At 62.6% G+C, this 24672-nt stretch carries 20 protein-coding genes and 1 tRNA gene; 13 read left to right on the plus strand and 8 right to left on the minus strand.

What is annotated here, in order from left to right:
- The 3 genes from AN189_RS08920 to AN189_RS08930 form a co-directional block, all read right to left on the minus strand.
- Window positions 1-4607: Ig-like domain-containing protein (locus AN189_RS08920; RefSeq protein ID WP_172794890.1), on the minus strand; the 4607-nt coding region annotated here is incomplete at its 3' end.
- Between the two features lie 626 nt (window positions 4608-5233).
- A tRNA-Leu gene (locus AN189_RS08925) sits at window positions 5234-5319 on the minus strand.
- Between the two features lie 47 nt (window positions 5320-5366).
- Entirely contained in the window at window positions 5367-6221 is an 855-nt protein-coding gene (locus tag AN189_RS08930) for a neutral zinc metallopeptidase (RefSeq protein ID WP_056034341.1), read from the minus strand.
- A 124-nt stretch (window positions 6222-6345) separates the two neighbouring features.
- On the opposite strand from AN189_RS08930, the gene AN189_RS08935 reads away from it, so the two are divergent.
- Both AN189_RS08935 and AN189_RS08940 read left to right on the plus strand, forming a co-directional pair.
- Window positions 6346-6924, plus strand: coding sequence for a YqaA family protein (locus AN189_RS08935; RefSeq protein WP_056034995.1), 579 nt, complete (start codon window positions 6346-6348; stop codon window positions 6922-6924).
- The gene (locus AN189_RS08940; protein ID WP_056034345.1) at window positions 6921-7370 is read left to right on the plus strand and encodes a disulfide bond formation protein B; all 450 of its coding nucleotides are present in this window, start codon (window positions 6921-6923) and stop codon (window positions 7368-7370) included. Before AN189_RS08935 ends, AN189_RS08940 begins: the two co-directional genes overlap by 4 nt.
- Here AN189_RS08940 and AN189_RS08945 read toward each other — a convergent pair.
- Window positions 7367-7786: an Lrp/AsnC family transcriptional regulator gene (locus AN189_RS08945; protein WP_056034999.1), complete on the minus strand. Its 420-nt coding sequence runs from the start codon at window positions 7784-7786 to the stop codon at window positions 7367-7369. The genes AN189_RS08940 and AN189_RS08945 overlap by 4 nt on opposite strands.
- Before the next feature lie 87 nt (window positions 7787-7873).
- On the opposite strand from AN189_RS08945, the gene rocF reads away from it, so the two are divergent.
- The 7 genes from rocF (at window position 7874) to gluQRS (ending at window position 16664) form a co-directional block, all read left to right on the plus strand.
- Window positions 7874-8803, plus strand: coding sequence for an arginase (rocF, locus tag AN189_RS08950; RefSeq protein ID WP_056034348.1), 930 nt, complete (start codon window positions 7874-7876; stop codon window positions 8801-8803).
- Window positions 8800-9843: an ornithine cyclodeaminase gene (locus tag AN189_RS08955; protein WP_056034354.1), complete on the plus strand. Its 1044-nt coding sequence runs from the start codon at window positions 8800-8802 to the stop codon at window positions 9841-9843. The genes rocF and AN189_RS08955 overlap by 4 nt, the downstream gene beginning before the upstream one ends.
- Before the next feature lie 161 nt (window positions 9844-10004).
- Entirely contained in the window at window positions 10005-12752 is a 2748-nt protein-coding gene (gene gyrA, locus AN189_RS08960) for a DNA gyrase subunit A (RefSeq protein ID WP_056034355.1), read from the plus strand.
- Window positions 12753-12876: 124 nt separating this feature from the next.
- Complete coding sequence (locus tag AN189_RS08965; protein WP_056034358.1) at window positions 12877-13629, plus strand: hypothetical protein; 753 nt, start codon at window positions 12877-12879, stop codon at window positions 13627-13629.
- Window positions 13630-13767: 138 nt separating this feature from the next.
- Window positions 13768-14469: a hypothetical protein gene (locus AN189_RS08970; RefSeq protein WP_056034362.1), complete on the plus strand. Its 702-nt coding sequence runs from the start codon at window positions 13768-13770 to the stop codon at window positions 14467-14469.
- 39 nt (window positions 14470-14508) lie between these two features.
- Window positions 14509-15870 (plus strand): methylenetetrahydrofolate--tRNA-(uracil(54)-C(5))-methyltransferase (FADH(2)-oxidizing) TrmFO, encoded by a 1362-nt coding sequence (trmFO, locus tag AN189_RS08975; protein WP_056035003.1) that lies wholly within the window; start codon window positions 14509-14511, stop codon window positions 15868-15870.
- Entirely contained in the window at window positions 15867-16664 is a 798-nt protein-coding gene (gene gluQRS / locus AN189_RS08980; RefSeq protein WP_056034365.1) for a tRNA glutamyl-Q(34) synthetase GluQRS, read from the plus strand. The genes trmFO and gluQRS overlap by 4 nt, the downstream gene beginning before the upstream one ends.
- An 84-nt stretch (window positions 16665-16748) precedes the next feature.
- On the opposite strand, the gene hisI is transcribed toward gluQRS, so the two are convergent.
- A complete protein-coding gene (gene hisI / locus AN189_RS08985) occupies window positions 16749-17102 on the minus strand; it encodes a phosphoribosyl-AMP cyclohydrolase (RefSeq protein WP_056034368.1) in 354 nt (117 codons plus the stop codon).
- A gap of 64 nt (window positions 17103-17166) precedes the next feature.
- On the opposite strand from hisI, the gene AN189_RS08990 reads away from it, so the two are divergent.
- Entirely contained in the window at window positions 17167-17613 is a 447-nt protein-coding gene (locus AN189_RS08990; RefSeq protein WP_056035005.1) for a hypothetical protein, read from the plus strand.
- 408 nt (window positions 17614-18021) lie between these two features.
- On the opposite strand, the gene AN189_RS19680 is transcribed toward AN189_RS08990, so the two are convergent.
- From AN189_RS19680 to AN189_RS09005, 3 genes are all read right to left on the minus strand, one after another.
- Window positions 18022-18144 (minus strand): hypothetical protein, encoded by a 123-nt coding sequence (locus tag AN189_RS19680; RefSeq protein ID WP_301281449.1) that lies wholly within the window; start codon window positions 18142-18144, stop codon window positions 18022-18024.
- Between the two features lie 120 nt (window positions 18145-18264).
- On the minus strand, window positions 18265-18729 hold the full coding sequence (locus AN189_RS09000) for a DNA polymerase III subunit chi (RefSeq protein ID WP_056034376.1): 465 nt from the start codon (window positions 18727-18729) through the stop codon (window positions 18265-18267).
- Entirely contained in the window at window positions 18729-20195 is a 1467-nt protein-coding gene (locus tag AN189_RS09005; RefSeq protein ID WP_056034379.1) for a leucyl aminopeptidase, read from the minus strand. Before AN189_RS09005 ends, AN189_RS09000 begins: the two co-directional genes overlap by 1 nt.
- Window positions 20196-20327: 132 nt before the next feature.
- Here AN189_RS09005 and lptF point away from each other — a divergent pair, with 132 nt between their 5' ends.
- From lptF to AN189_RS09020, 3 genes are read left to right on the plus strand one after another with little or no spacing between them, the layout of a single operon-like run.
- On the plus strand, window positions 20328-21452 hold the full coding sequence (gene lptF / locus AN189_RS09010; RefSeq protein ID WP_083484338.1) for an LPS export ABC transporter permease LptF: 1125 nt from the start codon (window positions 20328-20330) through the stop codon (window positions 21450-21452).
- A complete protein-coding gene (gene lptG / locus AN189_RS09015) occupies window positions 21449-22543 on the plus strand; it encodes an LPS export ABC transporter permease LptG (protein ID WP_056034382.1) in 1095 nt (364 codons plus the stop codon). Before lptF ends, lptG begins: the two co-directional genes overlap by 4 nt.
- Window positions 22540-24645, plus strand: coding sequence for an LPS-assembly protein LptD (locus AN189_RS09020; RefSeq protein ID WP_056034384.1), 2106 nt, complete (start codon window positions 22540-22542; stop codon window positions 24643-24645). Before lptG ends, AN189_RS09020 begins: the two co-directional genes overlap by 4 nt.
- Window positions 24646-24672: the final 27 nt, after the last annotated feature.

Below are 24672 nucleotides of genomic sequence, written 5' to 3' on the forward strand. Positions count from 1 at the left end.
CCCTCGGGGTCGCTGTCGTTGTCCAGAACGTTGCCGATCACTACCGTCGGATCCTGATCCTCGGACACCGGGAATTCATCCATGACCGCCACGGGGGCGTCATTGGTCCCGGTCACGGTGATCGTCACCGTCGCCGTGTCCTCGGCCCCATCGGGGTCGGTTACGGTGTAGGTAAACGTCGTCGTGGCGGTTTCGCCCTCGCCCAGCTCTTCGAAATCGCCGGAGGGGTCGAATGTGACCGTGCCGTCCGGCGCGATGGTCACGGTGCCGCCGTTCGGCAAATCGACCGGCTGGCCGACATCACCCGGCACGCCGTTGACGGCGGAAACCGTCAGCGTGTCATTGTCGGGATCGGTATCGTTGCCCAGCACATTGCCGATGATGCCGCTTGCATCGTCCTCGCCAGCGGTCAGCAGGTCCTCGACCGCAACCGGTGCGCCATTCTCAGGCTCACCACCGCGGATTTCCTCGATCTCGGTGTAGTCGATGACGCCGCCGGTCGGGTTGCCGTTTCCGTCGGTAAACACGATCCGACCCGAGAAGCTGTCGCCATCCGCATCCAGCACCGGCAGGCCAGTGCCGCCAGGACCCGTGTTGATGAACGGCTGACCAGCGGGGATTTCCAGAATGTCGAAATCGGTGCCGGTCGTCGTGCCCGTGCCACCGTCGACCACATCGCCGGCCGTGGCGCGGATCGTGTCGGCATCATCGCCGCCAAAGATCACGTCATTGCCGCCGGTGCTGATGATCAGGTCATCGCCCGCATCGCCAAACAGCGTGTCGTCACCCAGGTCACCAACAAGGATGTCGTTGCCGTCACCGCCATAGGCGGTGTCATCGGCAAAGCCGAGCGATTCATTGGCCAGACCCTGTTCGCCATCGGCCCAGGACCCGACGTGGATTTCGTCATCGCCCGCACCGCCAAAGATGACATCGGACCCGTCAGCCTCTGGATCGAATGCCTCGCCCGTCTTGTCGGACACGCGGCTGTCGTCGTCACCGGTGATGATGTCGTCGCTAGCACCACCCGTGATGGTGTCGTCGCCCGACCCGCCCGCAAAGGCATTGTCGTATTCATCTGCCGGACGCGCGCCGGATGCGGCCTGACCACCGGTGCCGTCGGGATCACCCGCCCCTGCGGTGATCGTGTCGTTGCCGGCGCTGCCGCTGACGAAATCCTGACCACCGCCTGCGATGATGCTGTCGTCACCTTCGTCACCGACCAGCACGTCGTCGCCGTTGTCGCCGACCAGAATGTCGTCGCCTGCACCACCGAATGCGGTGTCTGCGGCATTGCCCAGCGATTCATTCGCCAGACCCTGCTCGCCGTCGGCCCAGGTACCGACGTGGATTTCGTCGTTGCCTTCGCCACCAAAGATCGTGTCGGACCCGTCCGCACCGGCGTCAAAGCCTTGGCCGGTCTTTTCGGAAACGCGGCTGTCGTCATCGCCGGTGATGATGTCGTCACCGACACCGCCCGTAATCACGTCGTCACCAGCACCGCCGGCATAGGCGTTCTGGTAGTCATCCGCCGGGCGCGCACCCGATGCGGGCGCGGTTGACGGATCAGCCTCATCGCCTGCACCGGCATTGATCACGTCGTTGCCTTCGCCGCCGTCGATAAAGTCCTGACCGCCATTGCCTTCGATGATGTCGTTGCCAGCGCCGCCGTCGATCACGTCGTCGCCATCAACGGCCACGATGGGCGTGCCACCCGTGCCGCCACCGATGGGCGTGCCGGTGCCTGCAGGCACGTTGTAGCTGGTCGCGATTTCGTTGAAGGGGATGTGCGGATGGGTGCTGATGCGGCCGATGACCTCATAGGTCTCGTCCTGGGTCAGCGGCTTGTCAGTCACGAAACCCACGGTCTCGTTGCCATTCAGCTCGACCGCATAGACGTCGATCACATTGCCTGCGCTGTCACGTACCGAATAGGCGTATTCGGGGGTAAAGCGTGTCCCGGCCTTGCCGAACTCACCGTCGATGGTGACGCTCTGCGCCAGTACCTGCGACGTGTCGCCATCACCGAACAGCAGGTCATTGTCGTTGACACCGACCGAAACCGGCTGCGTGCCCACGGGAATGGTGAACGTGTTGCCCACCACGTTGCTGTTACCCGACGTGCCGTCGGGGAATGTCGGATGCTTTCCAGCCGCCGTGGTCTGGTCGACCGTCGACAGGTCCCAGACAGCCAGTGTGAATTTCGCGCCCGCGACAGGTGCGATCTGCACCGTGTCGTCGGTCTGCGGCGGGGTCGGATCGACCGGGTCCGTGACAACGCCGTTGTCGCCACGGATCACGTCATCGCCGGAGCCGCCCAGAATGCTGTCATCGCCACCGTTACCGGCGATGATGTCGTCACCTGCCCCACCGTCGATGAAATCATTGCCTGCGTCGGCATTGTCGCCACCCACCAGTTCGGGGGCCGCGTTGAAATAGATGTCGGTGACGTTGATGCCGGAATTGTCGTGCCCGTCCTGCGTGTGGGTCAGCACGATTTTCGACACCGGCCCCTGCACCAGCACATTCAGGTTATAGTTGGGCGACGTGTCGTCCTGATACCCACCATTGCTGTCTGCGGTATCCGCACCCGCCACGGAATCCGTGTCCTTGAGTGTCAGATGGCTTCCGCCGGTCAGCGTCACGGGGATCGCGACACCGTTCGCGTCAAAGGCCTCGATCTTGACCACGCCGTCGCCGTCGATGTCGTTGACGTTGAACGACACGTTTTCGACGGGCTCCGAGAAGGCCCACTGGAACTGGCCCGTGTTGCCGAAACCGCTGGTTTCCGACGCCAGCGACGTGTCGTTGTCCACGACTTCGCCACCCGACAGGATGCCTTGGGTGTTCAGCGCATCATGGCTGAGTTCCGAGAAATGCGCGCCGGTGTCGATGGTGCGCGTGTAGGTCACGTCGATGGCACCGGTGTTCTGCGTCACGGTCGAATCGACCTCTGCATCGGTCACCAGATCCCAGTTGAAGGATTCACGCACCACGGGGCCCGGCGTGCCGCCAGTCTGACCCGAGGTGTCACCGTCGATCGTGTCGTTGCCTGCACCACCAAAGATGCTGTCGTCGCCACCGTTGCCTTCGATCAGGTCGTTGCCGGACCCGCCGAACAGGACGTCGTCGCCTGCCACGCCTTCGTCCACGATTGTGGACGCGCCGTCAAAATACACATCGGTGATGTTGATACCGGAATTGTTGTGGCCATCCTGCGAATGGAACACCTCGATGCGGGACACGGGACCGGGAATGGTCACGGTCGTCGAATAGGCGTCAGAGATGTCTTCGAGGTATCCGCCGTTGCTGTCGATGGTATCCGCACCGGCAACGCCGTCGGTGTTTTTCAGCGTGACATGCGACCCACCGTCCAGATTGACAGTGATCTGCTGACCATTGGCGTCGAACGCCTGGACCCGCACCACGCCGTCACCGTCCACGTCGTTGATGTTGAACGACACGTTGGTCACCGGCGTATCGAACGCCAGGTTGTATTGCGCATTCTTGTGCGACGCAGGCAGTTGCGACGACAAGGAGCTGGTGCCGTCGATCGCCTCGCCATCGCCATCGATGCCGTTGATGTTCTGGACGTTGCCAGCCAGCGTGGTGTCGATCTCGTGCGGGTAGTTTTCGCTGAAGGTAAAGCTGACGTTGACCGTGCCGGTATCCTGCGTGAAATGCTGGAGATGGCCGTTCGTGGCAATGCCGGGGGCCTTGTTCCATTCAAAGGATTCACGCGCGCCGACCGCAATCACGTCACCGCCTGCGTCGCCAAAAATCGTATCGTCGCCGCCCTGACCGAACACGGTGTCGTCACCGGCACCGCCGAACAGCGTGTCGTCGCCGTCAGCTGCGGTTTCGCCTCCACCAGCTGTGTCGCCAAACACGGTGTCCTCGCCCAGACCGGCCAGCACCGTGTCGTCGCCCAAACCTGCAACCACGACATCATCGTCAGGACCAGCGCCCGCGGCAATCGCGTCACCTGCGTCGATCCGGTCGCCTTCGGGGTCGCCGTTGTAGGCACCGTTGATCACATCGTCGCCGTCCGTGCCCAGCACGGTGCCGTCACCATCGGGTGCGGGGGGCGTGACGACGACGGGAGCGAACGTGGTGTTGTCGACGGTCTGGTCGGAGAACCAGCCCTTGGAGTCGGTTGTCTTGATGTCGGTGATTTCGATCTGCGCGATGGAGAGATTGTCGAGGGTGCCGCCGTTCAGCAGGTCGCTGGCGAACAGGTCGCCGTTGTCCTGCTGGACCAGCAGCGCGTCGATGTCGCGCACGGAACCATCCGACAGCGTCACGCGCAGCGTACCGGTCAGGGTGCTGTCGGTCTTGTTGTGGTAGGATGTGCCGTTGATCGTATAGGCAACAGTGTCGTGGCTGCTCTCGTTGTCAGAGATCACGCCGTCATGTTCTGCATCCCGCAGTGTCGCCTGAACCAGCGAGAGCTGATCGGCAGTGCGCGTGATACCTTCGAGGTTGGCTGCATGCTCTGCGTCGAAATTGACGGTCTTGAACAACAAAAGGGATGTGGTGAACTCGCTGACATCAACATCAGCGTAGTTGCCGAGATAAATAAGATTTACATTCGAAATAGCAGTCATGGTAGCTCTCCAAAGCCAAACTGTGCGCAGACACAGGCTTCCGCCCCCACGGGCGAAAACGCGAAATCGGCGTCAGCCGACCAATTAAAACTGCAAAACCAGGGATCGGACCCTGCCAGCAGACACCTCATTTCCCACGACGAAACGCGGGCCGGTCGTCCCCAAACGACCGGTTGCCCCCCCAAGGACACAATCTGAATACCCATCGCGACGGTCGTGAGAAAGTAAAAAAAGAGTATATGCACGCTTTACACGTAAAAGTTGTGCGCCTTTGCAGACCTTCAACACGTCGCCTGGCAAAATGCGTAACGCTATTGTTTCCAAATCAGAAACAGCCATTCAGGGCAAAGACACAAGTCGAGGCTTAAAGACCCGTTTTTCGCGTGTTTTTTCGCTTTTCAGGGCAAGACTCGACGAACAACTCGCCAATCAGTTGCGAAACACGAAACAGTCATACCGCCGCCACATTTCGGCCAAGATATTTTCCAGATCAACCAAAACCAAATCTCGATCAGGAAACAAACGGGCCCTGCCCGCGCCATTGTTCACACGCTTGGCCTGAATCAGGTCAGAATACGGCACGAGATCAATCAAACATGGGGGATCGGGGACAGCGCCAATGCGCTTGGTACCGGTGGTCGGACTCGAACCGACAAGCCCTTGCGGGCGGGGGATTTTGAATCCCCTGCGTCTACCATTCCGCCACACCGGCCGATGCGCAGGCTGTTACCCCCGCCCGGCGACCGCGTCAATCGCAGGTTACAGCTGCGGTGCGGAAAATGTATCGCAATCGGTCAACAGCCCGCTTTCGAACCCGCGTGCCAGCCAGCGCTGGCGCTGCGCACTGGTGCCGTGGGTGAAACTGTCGGGCCGCACGACGCCGCCTGCATTGCCCTGCAGGGTGTCGTCACCGATCGCAGCGGCAGCATTCATCGCCTCTTGCAGGTCGCCGCGTTCCAGAACGCCGAATGCCGCCTGCGCCCCGCGCGCCCAGATCCCGGCATAGCAATCCGCCTGCAATTCCGTGCGCACCGACAGCGCGTTGGAATCGGCCTGGCTGACCTGCGCGCGCAACCGGTTCACCTGCCCCAGGATACCCAACTCGTTCTGGACGTGATGGGCGACCTCATGGGCGATCACATAGGCCTGCGCAAAATCGCCGCCCGCCCCCAGCCGCTGCGCCAAGGTGCGAAAAAACGCGGTGTCCAGAAAAATCCGGTCCTCGGTCGGGCAGTAGAATGGTCCGGTGGCCGCATCCGCGGTTCCACATGCCGATTGCGTGATCCCGTCGAACAGCACCAGAACGGGCGGCTGATAGGGCTGGCCCACCTGCTGGTCAAAGGTCTGCGCCCAGACATCCTCTGTCAGACCCAGCACCGCGGCGACGAATTGTTCCATTTCGGGATCGTCCGCATCGATGGCGCTGGTGTCGATCTGCTGGGTCCCGCCCTGCCCGCCACCGTTCACCAAAGGCGAGACATCGACGCCGAAATACCAACCGATCAGCAGCACGAGGATCGCGCCGATTCCACCGATGCCACCCACGGCACGCCCGCCGCCACTGCGTCCGCGACGCTCGATATTGCGGCTGCTGCGCCGACCTTTCCACTGCATCGCGGCACTCCCTTGGTTTTGACACCGCCACCATAGCGTCAAAGTGTCGCCCCGCAACGGCCCTGCACCTTGACGCACTGTCGTCGCTGCGTGCATGTGGGCGCATAACCTGAAAGGCATGATGATGCTTCGCTCTCTCTACGACTGGACCATGGCGCTGTCGCGCTCGCCCTACGCACTGTGGGCGCTGTTCCTCGTGGCCTTTGTCGAAAGCAGCTTTTTCCCCATTCCGCCCGATGTGCTGATGATCCCGATGATCATCGCCGCCCCGCGCCGGGCCTTTGTGATCGCGGGGATCGCCACGATCGGATCGGTTCTGGGTGCCTTGCTGGGCTATTATATTGGCGCCGCCCTGTTCGAAACAGTCGGTCAGCCCGTGCTGGAATTTTATCACAAGTCCGAGGATTTCGCGGCCTTTGCCCTGAAGTACAACGAATGGGGGGCCTGGGCCGTGCTGGTGGCGGGTATCACCCCGTTCCCGTTCAAGGTCATCACGATCGCTTCCGGCGTCACCGGCCTGTCGCTGCCCGTATTCATCCTGTCGTCGATCATCGCGCGGGCATTCCGGTTTTTCCTCGTGGCGCTGCTGTTGTGGAAATTCGGCGAACCGATCCGCGATTTCATCGAACGGCGGCTTGGTCTGGTGTTCGTGTTGTTCTGTGTGCTGCTGATCGGCGGCTTTGTTCTGCTGGGGGTCGTATGACGCACAGGTTTCTCATTCTGACCGCCGCCAGCGGCTCGGCCCTGCTGCTGGCCGGCGCTTATCTGTTCCAGTTCCTGGGGTATCTGCCCTGTCAGATGTGCCTGTGGCAGCGTTGGCCGCATATGGCGGCGATTGTCATCGGTGTATTGGCCTTTGCGCTGCCGTTGCGCGTCTGGGCGTGGCTGGGTGCGCTGGCCACCGCGATCACATCGGGCATCGGTGTCTACCACACCGGCGTCGAACGCGACTGGTGGGAAGGCCCGAGCAGCTGTTCGGGCGGTGGCGGCAGCCCGCTGACGGGCGATCTGTTGTCAACAGACGGGCCGCGCCTGATCATGTGCGATCAGGTCAGCTGGGAATTGTTCACCCTCTCGATGGCCAGCTGGAACGCTCTGTTCTCGGCCCTGCTGTGCATCCTGTGGATCATGGCCGCGCGCCGGGCCTAGGCCCGCGTCGAAAGCAACAGCGATGTTTCCGACCGGGTGATCCCGTCGATCTGCCGGATTGCCGTCAGCACCGTATCAAATGCCTCCAGTGACACCGTGCCGATTTCCGCGATCAGGTCCCAGGTGCCATTGGTCGCATGCACACGGGCGACAGCAGGCATCGCCCGCAACGCGCGACTGATCTTGTCCGCCCCCCGTCCCTGCACCTCGAGCATCATCAGACCCCGCACCGGGTGGGGGGCCACATCGGCGCGGGTCAGCACGCTGTAGCCCACGATTTCACCGCCCGCCTCCAACCGGTTCAGCCGCGCCCGTATGGTCGCCCGTGTCACCCCCAGATCCGCGGCCAGCGTCTGCACCGGTGCACGGCCATCGCGTTTCAGGGCCCGGATCAGGCGATTGTCCAATTCGTCCATTTCGGCCATCCACTTTGTATATTCTGCACCCAATTTGCGCAAACTGTGCGCTGGTGACAAGGGGCGCGATCCGCAAGACTTGCCCGCATGAAACAGACACATTGCATCCTGATCGGCGCGCCCGTGGATTGCGGCAAACGCCGCCGGGGCTGCCTGATGGGCCCGGACGCCTACCGCACCGCAGGTCTGGCCGAGGCGATCACCGCCCTTGGCCACACCGTCGAGGACCTTGGAAACCTGACGCCCGCCAGCGTCACGGTGCCCGACCATCCCAACTCCGCCGTCCACAAGCTTGCCGAAAACATCGGCTGGACCCAGACGCTTGCACAGGCCGCACGGGACGCGGCCCCCCTCGGGCTTCCCATCTTTCTGGGGGGCGATCATGCGCTGGCGCTGGGCACCGTGGCCGGGATGGCCGCCCATGCGCAGGCGGCAGGCCGCCCGTTCTTTGCCCTCTGGCTTGATGCGCACAGTGATATCCACACGCCCTACACGACCGACAGCGGCAATCTGCACGGCACACCCGTGGGCTATGTCATCGGCCGTGACGGGTTCGACGGGTTCCCCCCCGTCACGGCCAGGGTCGATCCCGCCAACATCTGCATGCTCGGGTTGCGCAGTGTGGACGGCCCTGAACATGCCGCGCTGCTGGACATGGACGTGGATGTGGTCGACATGCGCCGCATCGACGAAGAAGGTATCCGCGCACCGCTTGCGGCCTTTCTTGACCGGGTGGCAGCCGTGGACGGCATGTTGCACGTCAGCCTTGATGTGGATTTCCTCGATCCTTCCGTCGCACCTGCCGTCGGCACCACCGTGCCGGGCGGTGCCACCGTCCGCGAAGGTCACCTTGTGATGGAGATGCTGTGCGACAGCGGCAGCGTGACCTCACTGGATCTGGTCGAACTCAACCCCTTTCTCGATGACCGGGGCAAGACGGCGTCGCTGATGGTCGATCTGACAGCCTCGCTGCTGGGCCGCCGCGTCTTTGATCGCCCCACAAGGAGCCACGGATGACACCTCCATCGAAACTGGCCATGGTGCCTTTCGTCAGCGTGGCCAATATGATGCGCCTCGTTCATCATGTGGGCCTGCCGGTATTTCTGGCTGAACTGACACAGGCCGTCACGGATGATTTCAAACGCTGGCCCGCCTTTGACAAGACGCCCCGCGTGCCCGCCCATTCGCCCGGCGGCGTGATCGAACTGATGCCGACCGCCGACGAAACCCTGTACGGGTTCAAATACGTCAACGGCCATCCGAAAAACATGGCAGAGGGCCTGCAAACCGTCACCGCCTTCGGTCTGTTGGCAGATATGGCGTCCGGTTATCCGCTGCTCTTGTCAGAGATGACGCTGCTGACCGCCCTGCGCACGGCGGCCACCTCGGCCATGGCGACCCGCGCCCTGGCGCGCCCGGACGCCCGGACCATGGCGATGATCGGCAACGGCGCGCAGTCCGAATTCCAGATCATCGCCCTTCAGGCGGTCTGCGGCATCACCGACGTGCGCCTGTTCGACGTCGATCCCGCCGCCACCGCCAAGGTCATGGCAAACCTGCGCGACACCGGCCTGAACCTGACGGCCTGCACATCAGCGCAGGATGCCGTGCTGGGGGCTGATGTCATCACCACCGCCACGGCAGACAAACGCAACCAGCAGGTGCTGACCGACAACATGGTGGGCGCAGGCGTGCACATCAACGCCATCGGCGGCGACTGCCCGGGCAAGACGGAACTGCACCGCGACATCGTGGCCCGCGCGGACATGTTCGTCGAATTTCCCGACCAGACCCGGATCGAGGGCGAGTTGCAGCAGATGCCGCTGGACCATCCCTATACCGAACTGTGGCAGGTCCTGACCGGACAGGCACCGGGTCGCAGCCGCCATGACCAGATCACGCTGTTTGACGGCGTGGGCTTTGCGATCGAGGATTTCAGCGCCCTGCGCTATGTCTATGACCGCGCCCGTGGCACCGATTTCGTCGAGAATCTCGATTTCATCGCCGACCCCGACGACCCGCGCGACCTGTTCGGAATGCTCGCGCGCGCGGCCTGACCCTTCTTCTGGTCGGAAATATCCCGGGGGTGCGGGGGCAGCGCCCCCGTTCCGCATGAAATGCGGACCAAAGCGGCCCCCGACCGTTGCACACTAGATGCTGTATCGTGTAGGTTGATGCGACCAATCTATGGCGCAGACCAACAAGGTGAGCAGGCGATATGACCGACACTCCGGACATCCCCGATTCCGACGACGACCAGCCGGCGCGCTACGTCTATGACGGCCCGTCCGTCAGCATCGAGGAAGAGCTGAAAACTGCCTATCTGGACTATGCCATGTCCGTCATCGTCAGCCGGGCGATCCCCGACCTGCGCGATGGTCTGAAACCGGTGCACCGCCGCATCCTCTATGCGATGCACGACACCAACAACACCTACGACAAACCCTACCGCAAATCCTCCCGTCCCGTGGCCGAGACCATGGGTAAATACCACCCGCACGGCGACAGCGCGATCTATGACGCACTGGTGCGCATGGCGCAGGATTTCTCCATGTCGCTGGTGCTGCTCGACGGTCAGGGCAACTTTGGCTCCATGGACGGGGACCGCGCTGCCGCCTACCGCTATACCGAAGTGCGGATGCAAAAGGTTGCGAACTACCTGCTGGACGACATCGACAAGGATACGGTCGATTTCCAGCTGAACTACGACGGCAAGGACCGCGAACCGTCTGTTCTGCCTGCAAAATATCCCAACATGCTGGTCAATGGCGCAGGCGGTATCGCCGTGGGCATGGCCACCAACATCCCGCCCCACAACCTGGGCGAGGTCATTGATGCAACGCTGGCGCTGATCGACAATCCGGACCTCACCTCCGAGGAGCTGATCGAATATATCCCGGCCCCCGATTTCCCCACCGGCGGAATAATTCTGGGCCGGTCCGGCGCGCGCAAGGCCTATCTGGAGGGGCGCGGTTCCGTCATCATGCGGTCGCGCACTCATACCGAGGAAATCCGCAAGGACCGCTGGGCCATCGTCATCGACGACGTGCCCTATCAGGTAAACAAATCGGTCATGATCGACCGCATCGCCGAGGCTGCCCGCGACAAGAAGATCGAAGGCATCGCCCATGTGCAGGACGAATCCGACCGCAACGGTGTGCGGGTCGTTGTCGAACTCAAACGCGACGCCACGGCCGAGGTCGTGCTGAACCAGTTGTTCCGGTTCACCCCGATGCAGACCAATTTCGCCTGTAACATGCTGGCGCTCAACGGGGGCAAGCCGGAAACGCTGACGCTGCGCCGGTTCCTGACCGCCTTTGTCGACTTCCGAGAGGATGTCGTCGCCCGCCGCACGGCGTTTTTGCTGCGCAAGGCCCGCGAACGGTCGCATATCCTGTGCGGTCTGGCCGTGGCCGTCACCAATATCGACGAAATCGTTGCCACGATCCGGTCCTCTGCCGACGCAGGCGAGGCCCGCGAAAAGCTGATGACCCGCAAATGGCCGGCACAGGACATCCTCGAATACATCGCGCTGATCGACGATCCGACCCATACCGCCAACGACGACGGCACCTACAACCTGTCAGAGGCGCAGGCCCGCGCGATCCTTGAGTTGCGTCTGCAACGCCTGACCCAGATCGGCGTCAAGGAAGTCACTGACGAGCTGAAGGAACTGGCCGCCAAGATCCGCGATTACCTCGATATTCTGGGGTCACGCGACCGGATCATGCAGATCATCCGGGACGAGCTGAAAGAGGTCCGCGACAACCACGCCGTCGACCGTCGCACCGAAATCGTCGACTGGGCCGGCGACATGGACGACGAGGACCTGATCGAGCGCGAGGACATGGTCGTGACCGTGACCTCTGGCGGTTACATCAAACGCACCGCCCTGGCCGATTTCCGCGCGCAGCGGCGCGGCGGCAAGGGCCTGTCGTCCATGCAGACCAAGGAAGAGGATGTTGTCACGACCCTCTTTGTGGCGAACACCCACACGCAGCTGCTGTTCTTTACGACCTCTGGCATGGTCTACAAACTGAAATGCTGGCAACTGCCGCTGGGCAGCCGCACGGCCAAGGGCAAGGCCATCGTCAACATCCTGCCGATTGATCCGGGCGTTTCCATCGCCGCGATCATGCCCGTGGACCGCGACGAAAGCGAATGGGACGATCTTCAGGTCGTTTTTGCCACGTCCAAGGGCACCGTGCGCCGCAACCGTCTGTCGGATTTCACGAACGTGAACCGCGCCGGCAAAATCGCCATGAAATTTGAGGACGGCGAGGACATTCGCATGATCAACGCCCGCATCGCGTCCAACGACGACGATGTGATGCTGGTGACGAATTCGGGCCGCGCGATCCGTTTCCCCGCCACGGATGTGCGAATTTTCAATTCGCGTGCCTCGACCGGGGTGCGCGGCATCCGCCTGACCGGCGATGACGAGGTCGTGTCAATGTCGATCATCCGCCATTTCGAGGCCGATCCCGCCGAACGCGCGGCCTATCTGAAAATGCGCCGCGCGATGGCTGGTCTGTCTGATGATGCGGAAACGTCCGAGGACGAGGACGACGTCGCGCCGGGTGCCATCAGCCAGGAGCGTTACGCCGAAATGTCCGCGGCCGAAAACCTGATCCTGACCATCACGGCACAGGGGTCCGGCAAATTGTCGTCCAGCCACGACTACCCCGTGCGCGGACGTGGCGGTCTGGGCGTCACCGCCATGGACAAGGCGATGCGCGGCGGACCACTGGTGACGTCGTTCCCCGTCGACCTGTCCGATCAGATCATGTTGGTCACGTCGACCGGCCAGTCGATCCGGGTGCCCGTCGATGGGATCAGCTTCCGGTCGCGGGGCGCTGGCGGGGTCAAGGTCTTTGACACGGCCAAGGGCGAATATGTCGTGTCTGTTGCATGGATTGCCGATCAGGGCGAAACCGACGAACAGCCCGAAGCAGGCGAATCCTGATCATCACACAAACTTGACTTATCTTAGTGAAATCAAACCCTTGGGGTCCTTTTCTCATCTTTGAAACGGGACTACCCAAGGGTTACGCGGCATCATTCGAGTCGCGCATAAGATGAGGAAGAACATGAACAAGATTTTCTGCGGCGCGTTGATCGTGCCGCTGTTTGCAGCCACCGGTGTGATGGCGCAATCGCTGACCGGAAGTGACCTGTCGCTTGGCTATACCACCGCCACCGACAGTGACCTGGATTCGTCCGGCCTGACACTTGGCGGTAGCGCTGAATTCGCGGCAAGCCGCGACATCGCGTTTCAGGGCGACCTGAGCTACACCGACGGCGAGGTGTTCGGCCTTGATGGTGACATCCTGTCGCTGGCTGGTCATGCGATCTATCACGCCAATGAACTGGCCTCATTTGGTGCCTACTACGGTATCGACAGCGATGGATCCGACGATATCGCATATTACGGTGTCGAGGCGGGCTATGATCTGCCCCGTGGCGACATCGAAGGCTATTTTGGTCTGACCGCAGTTGATGCAGGCCAGCTGGACGGCATCGACCTGGGCGATATCGACCTGAACCAATACGGTGCTTCCGTGTCCTTTGACATCAACGAAATCTTTGCCGTGTCGGGTCGCTATGACAACCTGCGGTTCTCGGATGTGGCAAGCGTGGACCGTTTTGGCCTGGGCCTTGGTGCATCGCTGGGCAACGGCTTTGGCGTGTCGGCTGAACTTGGCCGTCAAAGCATCGACATCGTGGCCCTGGGCGACGACAACCAGACCTATGCGAACGTCACCGCCTCTTACACCTTTGGTGCGGAACGCGGTGCCACTTTCGACCGTCGCGGTCTGGCCCACACCATCCTCGGTTTCTAGATCCTGAAGCCCTGAAGCAACAGATTGCGGCGTTGTGACCTGATGCGCCGCAATCAAACTTGTCCGACGCGGCCCTTGCGTCGATACTCGCTCCCAATGTCGCATCAAGCGGCAATGAAAAATCTAGAGGCGAGTAAAATGAAATCATCCGCAGCAATCGCTGCCGCACTCTTTGCGGTTGCATCAACAACAGCTTCTGCGCAGGGCATCACCGGCGGCCAGCTTGGTATCGAATACAATGCGCCGATTGACGGCAGCGATTTTGGTGGCACCACCTATTCGGGCGGCATCGAATACGGGATCAGCCGGTCCTACGCCCTGTCGCTGAACGCGGCCGGATACCGCCCTGACAATTTCGACACCGACGCTACCAATGTCACCCTGCACGGCACCTATCATTTCGATGATTTCAGCTCTGCGGGCATCTTTGTCTCGCATGACAACCTCGACGACGAGAGCATCACGCTATTCGGGATCGAAGGCGGCACCGACATCTATGGCGGCGACCTGACCACCTATCTCGCCCGGTCCAACGACGACGATGTGACCGTCATCGGTTTCGCCGGGGAATACGCCATCCGCGATGCAATCTCGGTCATCGGCGATCTGGACTATGCCGATCTTGACGACGGCTCCATCAGCCAGTTCGGGATTGGTGCAGCCTACGATCTGAACGGCGGGCCCACCTTCTATGCCAAGATCGGCAATGCCCGCTATGATGACGGCACCATCGACGAAAGCGCGGGTTTCGTGTCGATCGGCGTGGATGTAGCCTTTGGCGCGGAACGCGGCACGACCTTTGACACGCGCAGCATTTTCGACATCCTGCCGGGCTTCTGACCCTTTGCACAATTGCCCGCGATGTCCTACATCGCGGGCATGACACATACATTGAACATCGTCGGCGGCGGCATGGCCGGATCAGAGGCCGCCTGGCAGGCCGCGAATGCGGGCCTCAAGGTCGTCATTCATGAAATGCGGCCGAAGGTCGAAACCTTTGCCCACCGGACCGGCCATCTGGGCGAAATGGTCTGTTCCAACTCGTTCCGGTCCGATGACCACGAACAGAACGCCGTGGGCCTGTTGCACTGGGAAATGCGTGCAGCAAACGGCCTGATCATGCAGACAGCGGCGAAACACCGCCTGCCCGCCGGTGGTGCCTTGGCCGTGGACCGTGATCCCTTTGCCGAAAGCGTCACCGCCGCCCTGACAGCCCATCCCAACATCAGCGTCAGCTACGAGGAAATCACCGCACTGCCCGACAGCGGCGACTGGATCATCGCGACTGGCCCGCTGACCTCGGGCACCCTGGCCGAGGCGATCCGCGTGGAAACCGGCGCCGATCAGCTGGCCTTTTTCGACGCAATCGCTCCGATCGTCTATGCCGATACCGTAAACATGGACGTGGCGTGGATGCAGTCGCGTTACGATAAGGGCGAAACCGAGGAGGAGCGGACCGCCTACCTGAACTGCCCGATGACCCGCGACCAGTACGAGGCCTTCATCGACGCCCTCCTTGCCTCCGACAAGACCGAATTCAAAGAGGGCGAAACCGCGAAATATTTTGACGGCTGCCTGCCCATCGAGGTGATGGCCGAACGCGGTCGTGAAACCCTGCGGTTTGGCCCGATGAAACCCGTGGGCCTGACCAATGCCCATGATCCCGCGACCAAACCCTATGCGGTGGTGCAGCTGCGCCGGGACAATGCACTGGGCACGCTGTACAATATCGTCGGTTTTCAGACCAAGATGAAATACGGCGCACAAAAGGCTGTTTTCAAAACGATTCCCGGTCTGGAAGATGCTGAATTTGCCCGCCTCGGCGGGATCCACCGCAACACCTTCATCAACTCGCCTACGTTGCTGGACAGCCAGATGCGTCTGAAATCGCGGCCCAACATCCGCTTTGCCGGGCAGATCACGGGGGTCGAGGGCTATGTCGAATCCGCCGCGATGGGCTTACTGGCCGCGCGTATGGCAGTGGCACAGGCGCATGGGCTGACCCTGCCCGACGTGCCTGCCACCACGGCCATGGGCGCGCTGGTCACCCACATCACGGGCGGCGCCGACGCCAAGACCTTTCAGCCGATGAACGTGAATTTCGGCCTCTTTCCCCCGCTCGAAGGCACCGGGATCAAGGGCGGACGCCGCAACCGCAAGGACCGCTACAAGGCCTACACCGACCGGGCCAAGGCCGATTGGACGGACTGGCTGGCACGGACGGTTCCCGTGCCTGCGTGATCACGCGCTTTGCCCCGTCGCCCACCGGGCCGCTGCACCTTGGTCACGCCTTTTCGGCGCTGACTGCATGGGACATGGCGCAGGCCGCGGGCGGCACGTTCCTGCTGCGGATCGAGGACATCGACCGGTCCCGCGCCCGCCCCGCGTGGGAGGCGCAGATCTACGACGACCTGCGATGGCTGGGCCTGACATGGCCGCCCCCGGTGATGCGCCAATCGGACCGGCTGGACGCCTACGCAGCCGCGCTGGACCGTCTTTGGGACCGTGGTCTGCTCTATCCTTGTACCTGCAACCGGCGTGACATCCTTGCAGCGGCCAGCGCCCCGCAAGAGGGCGCACCAATGGGACCAGACGGGGTCGTCTATCCGGGGACCTGCCGGCATATGCCGCGCACAGGGCCACGCCCGACAGACACAGCAATCCGGCTCGACATGCAGCTCGCCCTGAAAGGCTTTGAAATAACGCATTTATCACAGGAAACGGCAGAGGCCATCGGCGATGTCGTCCTTGCGCGGCGCGACATGGGCACTTCCTATCACCTGTCGGTTGTCGTGGATGACGCGGCACAGGGTGTCACGGATGTGGTGCGTGGTCAGGACCTCGCGGATGCCACACCAATCCACATCCTGCTGCAACACCTGCTTGGCCTGCCCACACCTGCGTATCACCACCACCGACTGATCCGCGATCATCACGGCAAGCGTCTGGCGAAACGCGACGACGCCCGCGCCCTGTCACTCTACCGCGCGCAGGGGGCGACCCCCCGCGACATCCGGCACATGGTCGGCATGTGACGCCGGTCCGGGTTTCTTCTGGTCAAAAATATCCGCCCCGCCGGCGAGGCGTCCCGCAGCCGCAGTCAGACCGCCACCTGACGGTTACGCACCGTCCGCGACTACTTCCGCCCCATTCTCGACCGTCGTGTAAAAACACGACCTGCGCCCGGTGTGACAGGCCGGCCCGGTCTGGCGCACGGCAACCAACAGGCAATCCCGGTCGCAATCCAGCCGGAATTCCACCAGTTCCTGCACATTGCCCGATGTCTTGCCCTTGATCCAAAGCTCGGACCGCGACCGAGACCAATAGGTGACCTCGCGCGTGCGCAAGGTCCGTTCCACCGCGTCACGGTTCATCCAGGCCATCATCAGCACCTCGCCGGATGTGCTGTCCTGGGCAATCGCGGGGATCAGCCCGGCGTCATTGTAACGCAGGCTTGCGGGGTCGAATGTCATGGCCGTATCTTTCCAATGGGGATGCAGGGCCCTAACTAAGGGCCAAGCGATGAAAGGGCAAACCATGACCGCAGAAGCCGACATGATGAAACTCTATTCGACGCGCATTCTGGCGCTTGCGTCACAAGTGCCCCATGTCGGCCGGTTGAATGCGCCAGGCGGCACCGCCCGTCAGCGATCGCCACTGTGCGGCTCGACGGTGACCGTGGACGTGGTTGTGCAGGACGGCGTGATTTCGCAGTTCGCACAGGACGTTAAGGCCTGCGCGCTGGGTCAGGCAGCCGCTGCCGTGGTCGGTGCGGCGATCATCGGGCTGGACCGCGCCACCGTGCAACGTGGACGCGACGCCTTGGCGGCCATGCTCAAGGACGGTGGTCCGGTGCCGACCGCCCCCTTTGACGGGCTCGCCGTTCTTGAACCCGCCAAGGATTACAAGAACCGCCACGCCTCGATCCTGCTTTGCTTTGATGCAACGCTTGCGGCCCTGGACGCAGCGCAAGTCAGCGCCTGAAACCACCGCACGGCCAAACTTGGGGCCGTGAATAAATCCACATAGATCAGCATGACAGGCGCACCTTCAGCCGTTGGTCGCCGGGACCTTTGCGCATCGCGATTACCGTCGTTTCGCCATGGGGCGACCGGCCAGACAGTTGCCGTTGTAGGGGAATCTGCACCTTTTCCGCAGGCCCGGACCCAGCCCCCATGTGATCAGTTGCGGTCACAAGGCGGCAGCAGACAGACCCGACCGCTTTGCCAAAAAAAACCGCCGCGCGCTGTGACAGCGGCGGCGGGCAGTGATGCATCCTGTGTGGCGCGCGGCGTCGGTGGGATCAGGCAAATCCCGGACGCTGTGGACAGGCAAGTCGTGATTGCTGTGTGGGACAGGCAATGACGCGCGCCGTTGGATACGAGGCAGGTGTCAGAGAAATCCGGGCAAGGACAATCCAACACACAGCATGACGGTCAGGGCCAGAACACCCAGGGCATCCGACAGGATCGTGTCGCTGTTGCGGACAATCACTGATTTGATTTGCTGGCTCATCGTCTGGCTCCTTTCATCTCGCTGTGTTGCCTCTTTGTTCCATAATGCACGCAGCATGTAAAGAACTTTATGAGAACAAACGTGAACAAAAGTGATCGCTACGTGGAACATCCCTGTAAATCAGGGCTTTGGGTGTTCCGCTTTCTTGGACCAGGCCCCGCCGTCCTGCGCCCAGTATTGTGCGTTACAGCCTGCGGCGGTCAGGGTTTTCCATTGCTGGCGTGCAACCGCCAGTGCCTCACCGTCGTGTCCGTCGAACAGCACGCAGGCCCGGTCCGACAATCCCACTTCGGTCGCGCTCAGCGGTGCACCGTCGATGCTCATGATGCAGGCGAACCCACCTGCGGGGGTATCCACCCCCAGCAGGATCGGTTGGTCCGCATCATGCGGACCGCCCGCCAGCCCATGCGGACGAAAGCCATCCGCGGGCCCCTGCCACAGGACCTCATCCAGCCGCGCGAGGCGGGCGGGATCGGTCCCCCGCACCATCACGCGCCACCCCTGCCCGCGCGCCCGGTCCAGCAGCATGGGCAGCGCCTGTTCCAGCGGGCTGTCCGTCAGATGATAGAAATAGACGGCCCCCATCAGGATTCGTAGCGATCCGCGATCAGACGGTTCAGGGCCATGACACCCCAGCCTGTCGCTCCCTTGGGTGACAGGGCCGTTTCGGATTTGACCGATGCCGTGCCCGCAATGTCGAGGTGGCACCAAGGCGTATCATCCTTGACGAACCGGCCCAGGAATTGCGCCGCGGTGATGGACCCCGCATAGCGACCGCCGGTGTTTTTCATGTCCGCGATGGGGCTGTCGATCAGCTTGTCATAGGCCTTGCCCATCGGCATCCGCCATGCACCTTCGCCCTCGGACGCGCAGGCGTCCAGAAACGCGCCTGCCAGTTCATCGGAATTGCTGAACACGCCCGCGTTTTCGTTGCCCAGTGCGACCAGCATCGCCCCGGTCAGTGTCGCAAGGTTGATCATGCCCGTGGGCGCGAAACGGTCCTGCGCGTACCACAGCACATCGGCCAGCACCATGCGGCCCTCGGCGTCGGTGTTGATGACCTCGATCGTGTCGCCTTTCATGGATGTGATGACGTCGCCGGGTTTGTAGGCCTTGCCGTCGGGCATGTTTTCCACCAGCCCGACCAGACCCACGACGTTCGCCTTGGCCTTGCGCAGGGCCAGTGTGCGCATCACGCCTGACACGACGCCCGCGCCGCCCATGTCCATGGTCATGTCTTCCATGCCGGCACCCGGCTTGATCGAGATACCGCCCGTGTCGAACGTGACGCCTTTGCCCACCAACGCGAACGGGGCCTCGTCGCCGCCGCCGTTCCATTGCATCACCACCACCTTGGACGGGGCCGCGGACCCCTGACCCACGGCCAGCAGCGCCCGCATGCCCAGTTTCTCCAGGTCGGCCTCTTCAAGGATCTCGACCTCCAGCCCCAGTTCCTGCATGCCTGCCAGACGGGCCGCGAAATCATCGGTGGTCAGCACATTGCCCGGCGCATTGGTCAGATCGCGGGTGAAAAAGATGCCTTCGGCGATCGCCATGCCGACCCGTGCTGCCGAAGCCAGCGCCTCGGGATCGTCGGACTGAACAGTGATCGGGCCCTGCGGCTTGCCCTTGTCGGTCTTGTGATCGGTGAACCGGTAGCCGCGCAGCGCCAGCCCCAGTGCAATGTTTTCGGCGTTGCCAATGTCGCCCGCCAGAACCGTCAGCGCATCGCTGCCCTGCGCCTTGGCGAGGGCCGCGCCGATCTTGCGCGCGGTCACGGCATCAGGATCGGCGGGGGCCTTGACCACCAGTACCGCATCGGCGGCGGTGCCTGCGGCATAGTTCAGCCGCACGACGTGACCCGGTTCCGCCTTGTCAAAGGCCGTGTCCTGGGCCGCACGCGACACGGCCTTGTGGGTCGTGGCGTCCAGTTTCTGCGCGGCGGACGACAGTTGACCATCTGTTCCAACGAAAACGGCGATCAGACCAGCGGTTTTTTCCAGACCGTCATGGTCATTGGGCACAAAGCGGATGTCAGCGATATCAGTCATGGTCACGGGGCCTTTCGGGCAAGCGGAACGAATTTCCCTACAGGTAGCGGCGATGTGCCGGAATGGCCAGTTTCCAGTTTCGGATTGCCGGTCCTTGGTCTAGTTTGCCGCAAGGCACCAAGGACAGAATGTTTGGGACGGATCGACCGATATCTGCTGAGACAGCTCGTGCTGGTCTTCAACTTCTTTGGCCTGGTGCTGGTGATGGTCTATTGGATCAACGCGGCGGTGCGCCTGTTCGACCAGTTGATCGCGGACGGGCAGTCGGCCTCGGTCATCGGGCAACTGCTTGTGCTGACGCTGCCCAACGTGATCCGCGCGGTGGTGCCGATCGCCGCATTCGCCGCCGCCATCTATGTCACGAACCGTCTGTCGCAGGATTCCGAGCTGGTCGTGATCCAGGCCACCGGGTTTTCGGGCCGCAGACTGGCGCGACCGTTCATCTATTTCGGGCTGATGGTCTTTGTGGGCATGTCGTTGCTGGTGCATGTGCTGACCCCGCTTTCGGCGGCGGTGCTGAACGACAGGCAGGCGGAGATCGCACGTTCCGTCACCGCCCGCATCCTGACCGAAGGCCAGTTCATCGAACCCGCGACGGGTATCACCATCTACATCCGCGACATCGCCCCCAACGGGGAATTGCGCGACGTGATGCTGTCGGACATGCGCGATGCGGATACCAGCGTGACCTATACCGCCAGCCGCGCCTATCTGGTCAACACCGAAGACACCACGCAACTGGTCATGGTTGACGGCATGGCGCAGACGTTGCGCGCCGACACCCAGCGCCTGTTCGTCACCGAATTTGCGGATTTTTCCTATGGGATCGGTGATCTGATCACCACCGGTGATCCCGGCCCCCGCAGCTTGCGCCAGATCACCAGCCGGGAACTGTGGACTGACACAGCAGCCGTGGCCGCGGAAACCGACAGCACGCAGGCCCGCGTCATGGCCGAATTTCACGACCGCAACAGTCAGGCGCTGTTCGGGATCGTGGGGGCGCTGTTGGGCTATGCCACGCTGATGCTGGGCAGTTTCAGCCGGTTCGGGGTCTGGCCCCAGATCATCCTTGCGGTGGTGCTGCTGGTGGTGGTCAAGGCGCTGGAAACCATCGGGCTGGACGCAGCACAGACATCGGCTGCGCATTGGCCACTGGCCTATCTGGCAGTGGGGGTGGGCCTGCTGATCGTTGCCGTGCTCTTGTTCATCGCAGGCCGTCCGTACCTGTTTCACCGCAAACCGGGACAGATCGCATGATACTGGATCGCTATTTCGGCTGGCGGTTCGCCCGTGCCTTTGTCACCGTATTCGGCATCTTTGCGCTGCTTGTCGTGTTCATCGGCATGGCCGACACGCTGCGTCGGTTCGCCGATGACGCGGCAGGATTCGGCCAGATCCTGCGCCTGTCGCTGCTCAGCGCACCCGAGAGCCTGTACCAGATCCTGCCGCTGATCGTCATCATCGCCGCGATTTCGATGTTTCTGGGCCTTGCGCGCACATCCGAACTGGTGGTCGCCCGTGCTGCCGGACGTGCCGGGCTGCGGCTGCTGGTGGCCCCCTGCATCGTGGCGCTGGCGCTGGGCATCATCGTGGTCACGGTGTTCAATCCCATCGTCGCCGCCACCTCGCGCCAGTACGAGGCTGACGTGGCCGCGATCGAAGGCACCGGATCGGTGCTGGCCTTTAGCGATACGGGGCTGTGGTTGCGACAGGGCAACGCTGCGGGACAGACGGTCATTCACGCCAACGGGGCCGACCTGTCGGGCACCCAATTGTCGGATGTGACGTTTCTGAACTTTGGCGCTGACGGGCTGCCGCAGGCGCGGATCAAGGCGGCGACGGCGTGGCTGGCGGACGGCATGTGGCAATTGACCGATGCCAAATCCTGGCCCTTGTCCGGCGACGGCAACCCCGAGGCGCTGGCCACACTGGCCGCAACCGCCGCGATCCCATCGTCGCTGACAGCGGATGAAATCCGCAACAGTTTCGGCACGCCCTCGTCGATCCCGATCTGGGAACTGCCCGCATTCATCGACCGCCTGCAAGCCGCCGGGTTTTCGGCGCAGCGCCATCAGGTGTGGTTCCAGATGGAGCTGTCGCAGCCGGTCTTTTTCGTGACAATGTTGCTGACCGGCGCCGGTTTTACCATGCGGCCGCAACGCGGTGGCAAAACAGGTCTGAACATCATGCTGGCCGTGCTCGTCGCTTTTGGCGTTTATTTCGTGCGGAATTTCGCGCAGATCCTGGGCGACAACGGTGATATTCCCGCAGCCCTCGCGGCCTGGGCACCGACACTGGCCGCAACGGCGCTGGCACTGGGCCTTTTGCTGGAAAGAGAGGAAGCATGATCCGCGCGCTTGCCCTGATCCTGATGCTGTTGCCGGGTGCCGCAGCGCAGGCACAGATGGCCGCCACCCTGATTGCGGATGATGTGGTGGTCACGCCCGACAACCGCCTGATCGCCAGCGGCAATGTCGAGGCGCTGGCCGACGGCACCCGCCTGCGTGCGGAACGCGTGGTTTACGATCAGGCCAGTGACCGTCTGACCATCGACGGCCCGATCCTGATCACCGGACCCGCGGGCGAAATTCTGACCGCCGATCAGGCGACACTGGACCCGCGTCTGGAAAACGGCCTATTGCTGGGGGCGCGACTGGTGCTGAACCAGCAGCTGCAACTGGCCGCAGCCCAGATCGACCGCAGCGAGGGGCGGTTCAATCAGCTTTACAAGACGGCGATCACGTCCTGTCAGGTCTGCGGCACCGAGGACCCGCTGTGGTCGATCCGGGCAGAGCGGGTCGTTCTGGATGAACAAGAGGCGCAGATCTATCTGACGGGGGCATCGTTCAGGGTCAAAGGCGTGCCCATCGCGTATCTGCCGCAACTGCGCCTGCCCGCCCCCGACAACGGCCGGTCAACGGGCCTGCTGACACCGCGTTTCGTGACCACCGACCGACTGGGGTTCGGGGTGCGTCTGCCCTATTTCATCACGCTGGGCGATAGCCGTGACCTGACGCTCAGCCCCTATCTTGCGGCCGGGACCCGCACATTGGGCGCACGCTACCGGCAGGCCTTTGGCCGGGGCGGGTTCGAAATCGAGGGCGCGTTGTCCGATGACGACCTGACCGACGACGGCCTGCGCGGCTACCTCAATGCGCAAGGGTCGTTTCTGATCGCACCGGATCTGACGCTCAGTTTTGACGTGCAGGACACCTCGGACCAAAGCTATCTGAGTGACTACAACATTTCCGACGCCGACCGGCTGGCCAGCATCGTGGCGCTGACACGGGTCAAGGACGACAGCCTGTTTTCCATCTCTGGCAGCTATTATGAAACGCTGCGCGATGACGAAACCGACGCCACGCTGCCACCTGCGGTGCTGACCGCAGGCTATCTGCGGCAGTTCCAGCTGGCATCGGGTGGGCAGTTGACGCTGACCGCCAGCACCGACAGCCTGCTGCGCTATGCCAAGGAATCGACGGATCTGTCGCGCGATCTGTCGCGCGTGGGTTTCGCGCTGGGCTGGACGCAGGCCTGGGTCAGCCCCGGCGGGATCGAGACACGCACCACCGCCGCGCTGCGCGCGGACAGGTTCCAGATCGGTGACGGACCCGCCGCGCGTGACGCAGGTTTCAGCCGGGCCGTACCGACGGCACAGATCGTGCTGCGCTATCCGCTGGTGCGTGACAGCGGGGGCACCCGGAACCTGATCGAACCCGCAATCGCGCTGACCATTTCGGACGCGTTCGGCAAATCCCCACCCAATGAGGACAGCACCAGACAAGAGCTGGACGACGCGAACCTGCTGTCCGCCACGCATTTCCCCGGTGACGATACCGTCGAAACCGGGGTGCGGCTGGCCGCGGGCGTGACCTGGACACGGCAAGGCGCCGAAGGCATCCAGTCGCGCCTGACGTTTGGGCGGCTGGTCAAGACCCGCGATGATCCCGCCTTTACCGTCACGTCCGGGCTGTCGTCCAAGGCCTCGGACTGGCTGGTGGCGGGCCAGCTGACGCTACCGCGCGGGCTGACACTGGACGGTCGGACCCTGTTCGGGGATGACGGCAGCACGAACATGACGACCGCGCGGGCCTATTGGACGACCGCAGCCGTGCAATTGGCGGCAGGATATATCTATCAGCGCGCCGATGCCGCGATCGGTCGCCCGGATGCAATTTCGGAATACTCCTTTGACGGGCAGTTTCAGGTTTCGCCACGCTGGAACCTTGGCTTTGACGCGCGCTACGACATTGCGCAGGACAGCCCCGCACGCGCCGGAATTGGAATGGGCTGGTCCAACGAATGCGTCAATGTCACGCTTTCGGTCTCGCGCCGCTATGCGACTTCCACTACGGTGCAGCCAACGACGGATTACGGGCTGTCGGTCGATCTGCTGGGGTTTGCATCCAATGCAGGTGGCGTCAGTTCCGCGAAACGCTGCGATGCGTAAGATGACACTAGACGGGGGACCGCAACC

Source organism: Loktanella sp. 3ANDIMAR09 (assembly GCF_001420005.1).
Classification (GTDB): Bacteria; Pseudomonadota; Alphaproteobacteria; order Rhodobacterales; family Rhodobacteraceae; genus Loktanella.